This is a genomic window from Segeticoccus sp., assembly GCF_035708005.1.
In genome coordinates this window covers 15,254-27,482 of the sequence record NZ_DASSTI010000073.1, presented here as the reverse complement: position 1 = coordinate 27,482, position 12,229 = coordinate 15,254, and the positions used below count along the sequence as shown (strand labels likewise).

Annotated in this window: 12 protein-coding genes; 10 read left to right on the top strand and 2 right to left on the bottom strand. The window is 72.2% G+C overall.

Annotation, left to right across the window (positions count from 1 at the left end):
• Positions 1 to 100: 100 nt before the first annotated feature.
• Positions 101 to 1,210, bottom strand: a complete 1,110-nt coding sequence (locus VFL99_RS08025) for a LacI family DNA-binding transcriptional regulator (protein WP_325105816.1) — start codon at positions 1,208 to 1,210, stop codon at positions 101 to 103.
• 323 nt (positions 1,211 to 1,533) lie between these two features.
• On the opposite strand from VFL99_RS08025, the gene VFL99_RS08020 reads away from it, so the two are divergent.
• The gene (locus VFL99_RS08020; RefSeq protein WP_256112471.1) at positions 1,534 to 1,914 is read left to right on the top strand and encodes a Rieske (2Fe-2S) protein; all 381 of its coding nucleotides are present in this window, start codon (positions 1,534 to 1,536) and stop codon (positions 1,912 to 1,914) included.
• 92 nt (positions 1,915 to 2,006) lie between these two features.
• On the opposite strand, the gene VFL99_RS08015 is transcribed toward VFL99_RS08020, so the two are convergent.
• The gene (locus VFL99_RS08015) at positions 2,007 to 2,963 is read right to left on the bottom strand and encodes a hypothetical protein (protein ID WP_325105813.1); all 957 of its coding nucleotides are present in this window, start codon (positions 2,961 to 2,963) and stop codon (positions 2,007 to 2,009) included.
• Positions 2,964 to 3,300: 337 nt separating this feature from the next.
• On the opposite strand from VFL99_RS08015, the gene uvrC reads away from it, so the two are divergent.
• The 9 genes from uvrC (at position 3,301) to VFL99_RS07970 (ending at position 12,199) form a co-directional block, all read left to right on the top strand.
• A complete protein-coding gene (gene uvrC / locus VFL99_RS08010) occupies positions 3,301 to 5,292 on the top strand; it encodes an excinuclease ABC subunit UvrC (RefSeq protein WP_325105812.1) in 1,992 nt (663 codons plus the stop codon).
• Positions 5,293 to 5,354: 62 nt separating this feature from the next.
• Positions 5,355 to 6,209, top strand: coding sequence for an RNase adapter RapZ (gene rapZ, locus VFL99_RS08005; protein ID WP_325105811.1), 855 nt, complete (start codon positions 5,355 to 5,357; stop codon positions 6,207 to 6,209).
• Entirely contained in the window at positions 6,206 to 7,150 is a 945-nt protein-coding gene (locus VFL99_RS08000; protein ID WP_325105810.1) for a gluconeogenesis factor YvcK family protein, read from the top strand. The genes rapZ and VFL99_RS08000 overlap by 4 nt, the downstream gene beginning before the upstream one ends.
• A gap of 103 nt (positions 7,151 to 7,253) precedes the next feature.
• Positions 7,254 to 8,234 (top strand): DNA-binding protein WhiA, encoded by a 981-nt coding sequence (gene whiA / locus VFL99_RS07995; RefSeq protein WP_325105809.1) that lies wholly within the window; start codon positions 7,254 to 7,256, stop codon positions 8,232 to 8,234.
• Between the two features lie 122 nt (positions 8,235 to 8,356).
• A complete protein-coding gene (gene gap, locus VFL99_RS07990) occupies positions 8,357 to 9,361 on the top strand; it encodes a type I glyceraldehyde-3-phosphate dehydrogenase (protein ID WP_325105808.1) in 1,005 nt (334 codons plus the stop codon).
• Between the two features lie 18 nt (positions 9,362 to 9,379).
• Positions 9,380 to 10,618: a phosphoglycerate kinase gene (locus VFL99_RS07985; RefSeq protein ID WP_325105807.1), complete on the top strand. Its 1,239-nt coding sequence runs from the start codon at positions 9,380 to 9,382 to the stop codon at positions 10,616 to 10,618.
• Between the two features lie 59 nt (positions 10,619 to 10,677).
• On the top strand, positions 10,678 to 11,454 hold the full coding sequence (gene tpiA / locus VFL99_RS07980) for a triose-phosphate isomerase (RefSeq protein ID WP_325105815.1): 777 nt from the start codon (positions 10,678 to 10,680) through the stop codon (positions 11,452 to 11,454).
• Between the two features lie 84 nt (positions 11,455 to 11,538).
• Positions 11,539 to 11,784: a preprotein translocase subunit SecG gene (gene secG, locus VFL99_RS07975; protein WP_325105806.1), complete on the top strand. Its 246-nt coding sequence runs from the start codon at positions 11,539 to 11,541 to the stop codon at positions 11,782 to 11,784.
• A gap of 64 nt (positions 11,785 to 11,848) precedes the next feature.
• Entirely contained in the window at positions 11,849 to 12,199 is a 351-nt protein-coding gene (locus VFL99_RS07970; RefSeq protein ID WP_325105805.1) for an RNA polymerase-binding protein RbpA, read from the top strand.
• Positions 12,200 to 12,229 lie beyond the last annotated feature (30 nt).

Genomic DNA, 12,229 nt, shown 5'->3' with positions numbered 1-12,229 from the left:
GCGGTGTTGTACGGACCGCCGCCGAGCGCGGGCCGCAGCGCGGCGAGGGCGCCCGTGCCCTGCGGTACCAGGTCGATCAGTGCCTCACCGGCGACGACGATCACGGGAGGGTCCTTTCGTTGGCCTTGGCATGGGCTTGCGGATGGGGTTCTCCGGACGGCCCGGCGAGCCGCCCGGACCGCTCCGGGAGCCGCCGGGGCTGCTCGGCGCAGCCGCAGGAGGTGCGGTGGACGAAGGAGCAGGGCAGCCGTACGGTCCGCGCCGGCCGGTCCGGCGCGGCGAGGCGGTCGAGGAGCAGCCGCACGGCCCGCGCGCCGATCTCCCTGCTGGGCTGGGCGACGGCGGTGAGCCCGGGTGAGAAGAGGTCCGCCCAGGCGAAGTCGTCGAAGCAGCACAGCGCGAGGTCGCCGGGCACGGACAGGCCCCGCTCGCGGACGGCGCGCAGGGCGCCGATGGTCATCGCGTTGTTGGCGGTGACCAGCGCGGTGGGCGGCACCGCCAGGGACAGCAGCTGCGCCGTGGCCCGTTCGCCGCCGGCCGCCTCGGAGTCGCCGTGGACCAGCAGCCGCTCGTCGTAGGGCAGACCCGCGGCGGCGAGGCCGTGCCGGTACCCGGTGATCCGCTCGCGGGTCGTGCTGAACCCCGGCCGGCCCGCGACCAGGCCGATCCGGCGGTGGCCCAGCCCGGCGAGATGACCCACCAGCCCCGTGGTCGGCTCGGCGCCCTCGGCACAGACCTGGTCGAAGCGCGGGGCGTCCTCGGCCTCCGGCACGTCGACGACCCGGTCGAGGAACACGGCCGGCACCCGGTGGCGGGTGAGGTAGGCGACCAGGTCCCGGGGCTCGGCGGAGGGCGCGACGATCATGCCGTCCACACGCCGCTCGTGCAGCAGCCGGACCACCTCGCGCTCGTGCCCGGGGTCGTCGTGCGGGTCGGCGATGAGCAGGCCGTAGCCGTGCTCCAGGGCGCCGGCCTCGACGCCCTGGAGGATCTCCGTGAAGTACGGGTTGCTGATCGCCGACACCGCGAGCCCGATGGAACGGGTGCGCGAGGTCACCAGGGAGCGGGCGAGGGTGTTCGGCGTGTAGCCCAGCTCCTCCACGGCGTCGAGCACCGCCTGGCGGGTGTGGGGCAGCACCGGGCGGGTGCCGTTGAGGACGTGCGAGACGGTCGCCACGGAGACACCCGCACTCCGCGCGACATCGGCCATGGTCGCCACCGGCGCACCCCCTTCGCTCACGTCCCCGCCCGGACCCGTCACTCGCGTCCTCGCCCGGACCTGTCACTCACGTCCCGCTCCGGCCGGACCGTACCCCACGGGCCAGGGGTGCGTAAACGCTTGCGCAAGCGTTTACGCGACGCCGGACGGCGACCCGCCTCCGGGCCACCCGGCCCGCGGGACCACCCGCCCGGCCGGATATCGTCGGCCCTGTGGCGCACCTCCCGCTCACGCCCCGCCCGGCCCCGAACCCGACCAGTGGAGACCTCATGCCCGGCCGCCCCGCCCCGAGTCGCCGTACCGTCCTGCGTTCGGTGGCCGTCACGCCCGTCGCCGGACTCGGCCTGGCCGCCTGCTCCCCGGGCGACGACGGCGCCGCCCCGGCCAGGCCGACCGCACCCGTGGACCTGGGCGCGGACGGGGAGGTCGCCAAGGGCGCGACGAAGCTGTTCCCGGACGGGAACGTGGTGGTCAGCCGCGCCGAGGACGGCTCCCTGAAGGCGTTCAGCACGGTGTGCACGCACGCGGGGTGCCCCATCAAGAAGCTGGAGGGCACCAAGCTCGTCTGCAACTGCCACGGCAGCGAGTTCGACGCCCGCACCGGCGAGGTGCTGCACGCCCCGGCGACCGTGCCGCTCATCGAGCTGCCGGTCGAGGTGAAGCAGGGCCGGATCGTCGCGAGCCCGGGGACCTGACCGTCAGGAGCCCGACCGTCAGGAGCCCGACCGGGAGCAGCCGACGCCCTCCCCGGCGCCGCAGCCGACGCCCTCCCCGGGGCCCCGGCGTCCTACTCCCAGTCCCAGCCGATCCCCAGCATCCCCGACCTGACCCGCGGCTCCACGAGATGCACCGAGCGGTGCAGTCCGCTGAGCGCCAGCTCCTGCCGGCCACCGCGCGGCGCCGCCGGGGAGTGCTGCGTGAACCGGTGGCAGCGCACCGGAAGGGCCGCGACGTCGAACCGCACCTGGAGCGCGTACTGCCCGCCCGTCGTACCGAACCCGCGGACGTACTCGCGCGACACACCGGCCGTGCCGTCCTCGACTCCGTAGCGGAAGAGGTGGGTGTCGCCGGCCCCCAGCCGCGTGTCGAAGAGCAGCTCGGTCACCAGCAGGCCGGTCTCGTGGTGGGTGCGCACCCGTCCCGTGCGGCAGTTCTCCAGGGCGTGGACGGTCATCCGGGCGGGGACGCACCCCGGGTCGCCGTAGTGGACGGCGACGAAGCGGTCGACGCCGTCCTGGTGGGCGCGGACGATGAGATGCGACTCGCGGCCCGCCAGCTCACGGCCGGGCCCGACGCGGATCCGTTCGTGGTGCCCGAGGGTGTGCACCCCGCCGTCCGGCGACGGGTGCCCCAGTTCGGCCAGCAGCCCGTCAAGGACGCCCGAGGCCGCCAGGTGGGCGCGGTAGGAGCGGCCCGCGGGCCGTCGGTCGCGGTCCGATGCCCCGGCGCCGGACTCGGCGAGCAGACGTATCAGCGACTCCTCGGGCAGCTGGAGTATCTCCTCCAGGGCCCGCACGGCCCGCAGGGACTCCGGACGCTGCGGGCGCCGGGCCCCCTGCTGCCAGTAGCTCAGGCTCGTGACGCCCACCTTCACCCCGTGGCGCGACAGATGGTGCTGCACACGCTGCAGCGGCAGCCCACGCGCGGCGATCGCCGCGCGCAGCGCGACGTGGAAGGGGCCACCGCGCAGGGCCGAGTCGAGTTGCGCCGTGGCGACGTCCGCGTGCTGTGTGGCGTGCGGCATGCAGGGGCCCTTCTGTGAAGTTCACGACGGCTGGTCAGACCGTCGACACGGATCGGCCGGGGCCGCCCCCGGTCGCGGCGCAGAGGTCTTCACATCCGTACGCCGCGCTTCAGGCCCCGAGTCCCCCCGCATTGAAGCGTGTTGACCTAGTCCGGACAACACCTGACGCCCGACCGTCACGCGCTCCTGGCCGAGAACGCACGGGCCCGCCCTCCTGAACGCCACCCACCGTGACCGGCCGGCCCCGCAGCGTCTTCTGCGCCGGCCGTCCACAGGGGTCCGGCCCGTCGTCCACAGCCCCGCCGCGGTGTCGGTCCGCGCCAGTAGGGTGTGAGTCATGGCCGACCCCTCCAGCTACCGCCCCAGGCCGGGAGAGATCCCGGACACCCCGGGGGTGTACAGGTTCCGTGACGAGCACCGCCGGGTGATCTACGTCGGAAAGGCGAAGAGCCTGCGCCAGCGCCTGGCGAACTACTTCCAGGACCTGGCGCACCTGCACCCGCGCACCCGCACCATGGTCACCACGGCCGCGTCCGTGGAGTGGACGGTGGTGTCCACGGAGGTCGAGGCACTGCAGCTGGAGTACTCCTGGATCAAGGAGTACGACCCCCGGTTCAACGTCAAGTACCGCGACGACAAGTCCTACCCCTACCTCGCCGTCACCATGGGCGAGGAGTTCCCGCGGGCCCAGGTGATGCGGGGCCGCAAGCGCAAGGGCACCCGCTACTTCGGGCCCTACACGCACGCATGGGCGATCCGCGAGACGCTCGACCTGCTGCTGCGGGTGTTCCCGATCCGCACCTGCAGCGGGGGAGTGTTCAAGCGGGCCGAGCAGGTCGGCCGGCCGTGCCTGCTCGGCTACATCGACAAGTGCTCCGCGCCCTGCGTCGGGCGGGTCACCCCCGAGGAGCACCGCGAGATCGCCGAGGAGTTCTGCGACTTCATGGCCGGCAACACCGCGAAGTTCGTCAAGCGGCTCGAGCGGCGGATGAAGGAGGCCAGCGCCGAGCTCGACTTCGAGCAGGCGGCCCGGCTGCGGGACGACATCGGGGCGCTCCAGAAGGCGCTCGAGAAGTCGGCGGTCGTGCTCGGCGACGCCACGGACGCGGACGTGTTCGCCCTCGCCGAGGACGAGCTCGAGGCCGCGGTGCAGGTCTTCCACGTGCGCGGCGGCCGGGTGCGCGGCCAGCGCGGCTGGGTGATCGAGGGCGGCGTCGAGGCCGAGAGCGGCGACCGCGGCGAGCTGGTCGAGCACCTCCTGCAACAGGTGTATGGCGGGGAGTCACCGGAGGGGGTCCCTCGCGAGGTCCTCGTCCCCGACCTGCCGGAGGACGCCGAGCAGTTCGCGCAGTGGCTCGCCGGGGTGCGCGGAGCCCGGGTGGACCTGCGCGTGCCCCGGCGCGGGGACAAGCGGGCCCTGATGGAGACCGTCCAGCGCAACGCCCAGCAGGCGCTGGCCCGGCACAAGGTGTCGCGCGCCGGTGACCTGACGCTGCGCAGCCAGGCGCTGCAGGAGCTGCAGGACACCCTCGAGCTGGCCGAGGCCCCGCTGCGCATCGAGTGCTACGACATCAGCCACATCCAGGGCACCCAGGTGGTCGGATCGATGGTCGTGTTCGAGGACGGCCTCGCGCGCAAGTCCGAGTACCGCCGGTTCATCGTGCACGGGACGCCCGACCCGGCCAGCGAGGACGGGGCGCTGCGCACTGACGACACCGCGGCCATGCACGAGGTGCTCTCGCGGCGGTTCCGCCGCTACATCCAGGAGGGCTGCGAGACCGGGTCGCCCGACGTGGGTGAGGCGCGTGACCCTGAGACCGGCAAGCCGAAGCGGTTCGCCTACCCACCGAACCTCGTCGTCGTCGACGGCGGCCTGCCGCAGGTCAACGCCGCGAAGAAGGTGCTCGACGAGCTCGGGGTGGACGACGTGGCCCTCGTCGGACTGGCCAAGCGGCTGGAGGAGGTCTGGGTCCCGGGGTCGGAGTTCCCGGTCATCCTGCCGCGCACCAGCGAAGGGCTCTACCTGCTGCAGCGCGTCCGCGACGAGGCGCACCGGTTCGCCATCACCTTCCACCGCACGCGCCGGTCGAAGGCGATGACGCACAGCGCGCTCGACGACATCCCTGGGCTCGGGGCGGCGCGGCGCAAGGCGCTGCTGAAGCACTTCGGCTCGGTGAAGAAGATCCGGCTCGCGGACGTCGAGGAGATCCAGCAGGTGCCGGGGATCGGCCCGGCGCTCGCCGAGTCGGTGCACCGGGCCCTGGGCGAGGAGGGGTCGGACGCGGCCCAGCCGGCCGTGAACGTCACAACGGGGGAGGTGCTCTCGTGAGAAGGAGCGAGGAGTCGAGCGAGTCGTCGTCCCGAGATCCGGGGCCACCGGGCGCAGGCCCGATGGAGCTGCTCGTGGTGACCGGCATGAGCGGCGCCGGCCGCACCACAACCGCCAACGTGCTGGAGGACCACGGCTGGTACGTCGTGGACAACCTCCCGCCGGAGATGATGCTGCCGATGGCCGAGCTGGCCGAGCGCAGCCGCGGCGGGGTGAGCCGGCTGGCGGCCGTCGTGGACGTACGCAGCCGCACGTTCTTCGCGGCCTTCCGCGACGCCCTCTCCGCGCTCCGCGAGAAGGGCTGGCACCCCACCATCGTGTTCATGGAGGCCACGGACGAGGCCCTCGTGCGCCGGTTCGAGTCGGTGCGCCGGCCGCACCCCCTGCAGGGGCAGGGGCGGCTGCTGGACGGCATACAGGAGGAGCGCGACCTGCTGGGCGACCTGCGCTCGGACGCCGACATCCTCGTCGACACCTCCGGTCTCAACGTCCACCAGCTCACCGCGAAGATCGACGAGCTGCTCGGTGAGGGGTCCGGGCCGCGAGTGCGGATCGCGGTGATGTCGTTCGGCTTCAAGTACGGCCTGCCGCTCGATGCCGACTTCGTCTTCGACATGCGCTTCCTGCCCAACCCGTTCTGGATCCCGGAGCTGCGGCCGTTCAGCGGCCTGGACGAGCGGGTCGCCGAGTTCGTGCGCAAACAGGAGGGCGCCGATGAGTTCCTCGACCGGGTGGTGGCCCTGATGGGACCGGTGCTGGAGGGCTACAAGCGGGAGGGACGACGCTATGTCACGCTCGCGGTCGGCTGCACCGGCGGCAAGCACCGCTCGGTCGTCATGGCCGAGGCCCTGGGCGAGCGGCTCGGCGGCGGGGACATCATGACCACCGTCGTGCACCGCGACCTGGGGCACGAGTGACCAGGCCAGCGGTCACCGCGCTGGGTGGCGGCCACGGCCTCGCCGCGTCGCTCGAGGCGCTGCGGCTGATCACCGAGCGGGTCACCGCGGTCGTCACGGTCGCCGACGACGGCGGCTCCAGCGGTCGGCTCCGCCGCGAGCTGGGCGTGCTGCCGCCGGGCGACCTGCGCATGGCCCTGTCGGCACTGTGTGACGACAGCGAATGGGGACACCTGTGGCGGGACGTGCTGCAGCACCGCTTCGCCGGCGACGGTGAGTTGGGTGGCCATGCCCTCGGCAACCTGCTGATCACCTCGCTGTGGGACCTGCTCGGCGACACCGTCGAGGGGCTCGACATGGTCGGCCGGCTGCTTGGGTCGCGGGGTCGGGTGCTGCCGATGGCGTCCGTCCCGCTCGACATCGCCGCGACCGTCCTCGGCGCCGACGCCGAGGACCCCGAGGGGGTCCGGGAGGTGCGTGGGCAGGTCGAGGTGGCCACCACGACCGGCCGCGTGCTCAACGTGTGGCTCGAGCCGAAGGACCCACCGGCCCGCCAGGAGGCGGTCGACGCGGTGAACGAGGCCGACTGGGTGGTCCTGGGGCCCGGCTCGTGGTTCACCTCGGTCATGCCGCACCTGCTCGTGCCAGAGCTGCGCGAGGCCCTCATCCACACCAAGGCGCGGCGGCTGCTCACGATGAACCTGCAGCTGAACACCGGTGAGACCGAAGGGTTCTCGGCAGCCGACCATCTCGAGGTGCTGGAGGCGCACGCCCCCGACCTGCGGCTCGACGCCGTGCTGGCCGATCCGGCGGAGCTCGAGGACGGGGGAGAGGCCCTGCGCAGTGTCGCGGAGAGCATGGGCGCGGAGGTGCTGATCGCGCACATCGCCGACCACGAACAGCCCGGGCGGCACGACACGTTGCGGCTGGCGGCGGCCTACCGCGACGTGATGGATCGATGACGACGGCGGTAGGACACGAGCTTGCGAGGCCCGCGCCGCCGAGGAGTCGATCCGGTCAGGCAGGATCGATGACGACGGTGGGGGAAGTGGCAGGATGGCCCGCATGGCGATGACGGCGAAGGTCAAGGACGAGCTGAGCCGGTTCCCGGTCACCCGGACCTGCTGCCGCAAGTCGGAGGTCTCGGCGACGCTGCGCTTCGCCGGGGGGCTGCACATCGTGGGTGGACGGATCGTGGTGGAGGCCGAGCTCGACACGGCGGCGGCCGCGCGGCGGCTGCGCAAGGACATCACCGAGGTCTACGGCCACCACAGCGACCTGCTGGTGCTCGCGGCCGGTGGCCTGCGCAAGGGCAGCCGGTACGTCGTCCGGGTCACGCAGGACGGCGAGGCGCTGGCCCGGCAGACCGGCCTCATCGACACCCGTGGTCGTCCGGTCCGCGGACTGCCGCCCAAGGTGGTCAGCGCCTCGGTCTGCGACGCCGAGGCGGCGTGGCGCGGAGCGTTCCTCGCGCACGGGTCGCTCACCGAGCCCGGCCGCTCCTCCGCCCTTGAGGTCACCTGTCCGGGGCCGGAGGCGGCGCTGGCCCTGGTGGGGGCCGCGCGGCGGCTGGAGATCCCGGCGAAGGCGCGGGAGGTGCGCGGCGTGGACCGGGTCGTCATCCGCGACGGCGACGCGATCGGGGCGATGCTCACCCGGCTCGGTGCCCACGACGCCGTGCTGGCCTGGGAGGAGCGGCGCATGCGCCGGGAGGTGCGGGCGACTGCCAACCGGCTGGCCAACTTCGACGACGCCAACCTGCGCCGGTCCGCGCGGGCCGCCGTTGCCGCCGGCTCGCGGGTCGAGCGGGCGCTGGAGATCCTCGGCGAGGAGGTGCCCGAGCACCTGCGCGACGCGGGCAACCTGCGGCTGAAGCACAAGCAGGCGAGCCTGGAGGAGCTCGGCCAGCTGGCCGACCCGCCGATGACCAAGGACGCCGTCGCGGGGCGGATCCGCCGGTTGCTGGCGATGGCCGACAAGCGCGCCGGCGAGCTCGGCGTGGCAGGGACCGACGCCAACCTCACACCGGACATGCTCGACTCCTGACCGCCTCGGGCCGCACGGTTGGCCGGGTGCGACGTGGGTAACCGGATCCCATAGGCTCGTGGTGGCGCTTGCGTCGACATGCTGCTGCCAAATCTGCTGCTGCCATAGGAGGGCGGGACATCGTGACCGTACGTGTGGGCATCAACGGCTTCGGCCGGATCGGACGCAACTTCTACCGGGCCGTGCTGGCCTCGGACGCCGACGTCGAGGTGGTCGCCTTCAACGACCTCGGCGACGACGACACCCAGGCGCACCTGCTGAAGTACGACACCGTCCTCGGCCCGTTGGACCGGGAGGTCTCCGTGACCGACGGCGGGATCAAGGTCGGCGACCAGACGATCACGTCCCTGGCCGAGAAGGACCCGGCCCAGCTGCCGTGGAAGGACCTCGGTGTCGACGTCGTCATCGAGTCGACCGGCTTCTTCACCGACGCCAACAAGGCCAAGGCCCACCTTGACGCCGGGGCCAAGAAGGTCATCATCTCCGCGCCCGGCAAGAACGAGGACGTCACGGTCGTCATGGGGGTCAACCACACCGACTACGACCCGGCGAGCCACCACGTCATCAGCAACGCCTCCTGCACCACCAACTGCCTGGGCCCGATGGCGAAGGTGATGAACGACGAGCTCGGGATCGTCAAGGGCCTGATGACCACGATCCACGCCTACACCCAGGACCAGAACCTCCAGGACGGGCCGCACCGGGACCTGCGTCGGGCCCGTGCCGCGGCGGTCAACATCGTGCCGACCTCCACGGGGGCCGCGAAGGCGATCGGCCTCGTGCTGCCGGACCTCAAGGGCAAGCTCGACGGCTACGCCCTCCGGGTGCCGGTGCCGACCGGCTCCGCGACCGACCTCACCTTCGAGGCGGGGCGGGAGACGACGGTCGAGGAGGTCAACGACTTCTTCCGCGCGGCCGCCGACGGCCCGCTCAAGGGCATCCTGCGCTACACCGATGACCCGATCGTGTCCTCCGACATCGTGACCGACCCGCACTCGTGCATCTTCGACTCGGGGCTGACCAAGGTCATCGGCAACCAGGTCAAGATCGTCGGCTGGTACGACAACGAGTGGGGCTACTCCTGCCGCCTGCTCGACCTCGTCAAGTACGTCGGCGAGAGCCTCTGACGGGGTTTGCGCACACCGATGAGGACGATCGACGACCTGCTCGGCGAGCAGGACCTGCGGGGTCGCCGTGTGCTCGTGCGCAGCGACCTCAACGTGCCCCTCGACGACCAGGGACGGATCACCGACGACGGCCGGGTGCGCGCCTCGGTCCCGACCATCGCGGCGCTGACCGAGGCCGGTGCCCGGGTGGTGGTCTGCGCGCACCTGGGCCGGCCCAAGGGCAGCCCGGAGCAGAAGTACTCGCTGGCTCCCGTGGCCGAGCGGCTGGGCGAGCTGCTCGGCCGGCCGGTGGCGCTGGCGGAGGACACCGTAGGTGAGTCTGCCCGGGCCGTCGTGGACGGGCTCCAGGACGGCCAGGTCGCGCTGCTGGAGAACCTCCGGTTCAACCCGGGGGAGACGTCCAAGGACGATGCCGAACGCGGCGCCTTCGCCGACCAGCTCGCGTCCCTCGCCGACCTCTACGTCAGTGACGGGTTCGGGGTCGTGCACCGCAAGCAGGCCAGCGTGTATGACGTCGCGCGGCGACTCCCGCACGTCGCCGGCACCTTGGTGCAGGCGGAGGTTGACGTCCTGCAACGGCTCACGCACGACCCGGCACGGCCCTACGTGGTGGTCCTCGGGGGCGCGAAGGTCAGCGACAAGCTGGGCGTGATCGAGAGCCTGCTCACCACCGCGGACAAGCTGCTCATCGGCGGTGGCATGGCGTTCACCTTCCTCAAGGCGCAGGGCTACGAGGTCGGGCGCAGCCTGCTCGAGCAGGACCAGCTCGACCCGGTCCGGGGCTACCTGCAGCAGGCGGCGGAGCGCGGGGTGGAGATCCTCCTGCCCACCGACGTGGTGGCGGCCACCGAGTTCGCCGCCGACGCCGAGCACGAGGTCGTGCCGGCCGACGCCATCCCGGCGGACCGGCTGGGCCTGGACATCGGGCCGGAGTCCGCACGAGCCTTCGCCGCAGCGGTGGAGGGTGCGAAGACGGTCTTCTGGAACGGCCCGATGGGTGCCTTCGAGATGGTCCCGTATGCCGACGGCACGGCAGCGGTCGCGAAGGCCCTCGTCGCGGCGACCCGGGCCGGTGCGTTCACCGTGGTCGGCGGGGGCGACTCGGCGGCTGCCATCCGGCAGCTGGGCTTCGCCGACGACGACTTCAGTCACATCTCCACCGGGGGCGGCGCCAGCCTGGAGTACCTCGAGGGCAAGGAGCTGCCCGGACTGTCGGTCCTCGAGGACTCGGGCCCTGTGTCCGGCGGGAAGGAGTGAGGGTGGCGACCACCACCACGGGACGCACGCCCTCGGCCGCGTCCGGCCGTACCCCGCTGATGGCGGGCAACTGGAAGATGCACCTGGACCACCTGCAGGCCACCCACCTGGTGCAGAAGCTGGACTGGACCCTGCGCGACGGCAAGCACGACTTCAGTGCGGTGGAGGTGGCCGTGCTCCCGCCGTTCACCGACCTGCGCAGCGTCCAGACCCTCATCGACGGGGACAAGCTGGAGCTGACCCACGGCGCCCAGGACCTCTCCCCGCACGACGCGGGCGCGTGGACCGGTGACGTCTCCGGGGCGTTCCTGGCCAAACTGGGCTGCACCTACGTGATCGTCGGTCACAGCGAGCGGCGCCAGCACCATCACGAGACCGACGAGGTGGTGGCGGCCAAGGTCGCGGCCGCCCACCGGCACGGGCTCACCCCGATCCTGTGCGTCGGCGAGGACAAGCAGGTCCGCGACGACGGGCGCCACCACGAGCACGTGCTGCAGCAGCTCGACGCGGCGTTGGCCGACGTGACGCCCGAGCAGGCCCGGAACCTGGTCGTCGCCTACGAACCGGTCTGGGCGATCGGCACCGGCGAGGTGGCCACCCCGGAGAACGCCCAGGAGGTCTGCGCGGCGATCCGGACCCGGCTGGCCGAACGCTTCTCCGGCGACACCGCGGACGGCACCCGCATCCTCTACGGCGGCTCGGTCAAGGCGGGAAATGTCGCGGCGATCATGGCTCAGGAGGACGTCGACGGCGCCCTGGTCGGCGGTGCCTCCCTCAAGGCCGACGAGTTCGCCTCGATCTGCCGATACCGTGACCACCTTGGGGCGAACGCCTGACGACAGGTAGGCTGAGGCGGGTTTGGCCGAACAGCGCCCGGACCCACCGGCAAGAACAGTCGACCGACAGGTGATGGTGACGCAGTGACCGTGGTGAAGATTGCGCTCGAGGTCATCCTCGTGCTCGGAGGGCTGATCCTCACCCTGCTGATCCTCATGCACAAGGGCAAGGGTGGCGGCCTGTCGGACATGTTCGGCGGCGGCATCTCCAGCAGTTTGGGCGGCTCCTCGATGGCGGAGAAGAACCTGGACCGGTTCACCGTCGCCGTGGGGTTGATCTGGCTCGCTGCCATCGTCGGGCTCGGGTTGTTGCTCCGGTTCTCGAGCTAGACGTCACGTCGACCGGGGCCGCGCAACAGCAGTTCACGACAGCACGACGACGAGGAGAGCACTCATGGCAGGTGGCAACGCGATCCGGGGGAGCAGGGTCGGGGCAGGCCCCATGGGGGAGGCGGAGCGCGGGGAGAGCGCGCCGCGCGTCATCGTGTCGTACTGGTGCTCCAACGGCCACGAGACCCGGCCCAGCTTCGCCGAGGAGACCGGTCTGGAGATCCCGGAGCTCTGGGACTGCCCCCGCTGCGGATTCCCGGCCGGGCAGGACGAGGCCAACCCGCCCGCGCCCCCGCGCGTCGAGCCCTACAAGACCCACCTGGCCTACGTGAAGGAACGTCGCAACGAAGCCGACGGGCAGGCCATCCTCGACGAGGCGCTGCAGAAGCTGCGCGACCGCAACCTCATCCGCTGAGCACGTCCGGACTTTCCGCGGCCCGGGACC

Coding starts and splice junctions, on each gene's coding strand:
- VFL99_RS08025 (WP_325105816.1), bottom strand. CDS start 1,210: ATGGCCGATGTCGCGCGGAGTGCGGGTGTCTCCGTGGCGACCGTCTCG.
- VFL99_RS08015 (WP_325105813.1), bottom strand. CDS start 2,963: ATGCCGCACGCCACACAGCACGCGGACGTCGCCACGGCGCAACTCGAC.
- uvrC (WP_325105812.1), top strand. CDS start 3,301: ATGGCCGACCCCTCCAGCTACCGCCCCAGGCCGGGAGAGATCCCGGAC.
- rapZ (WP_325105811.1), top strand. CDS start 5,355: ATGGAGCTGCTCGTGGTGACCGGCATGAGCGGCGCCGGCCGCACCACA.
- whiA (WP_325105809.1), top strand. CDS start 7,254: ATGGCGATGACGGCGAAGGTCAAGGACGAGCTGAGCCGGTTCCCGGTC.
- VFL99_RS07985 (WP_325105807.1), top strand. CDS start 9,380: ATGAGGACGATCGACGACCTGCTCGGCGAGCAGGACCTGCGGGGTCGC.
- tpiA (WP_325105815.1), top strand. CDS start 10,678: ATGGCGGGCAACTGGAAGATGCACCTGGACCACCTGCAGGCCACCCAC.
- VFL99_RS07970 (WP_325105805.1), top strand. CDS start 11,849: ATGGCAGGTGGCAACGCGATCCGGGGGAGCAGGGTCGGGGCAGGCCCC.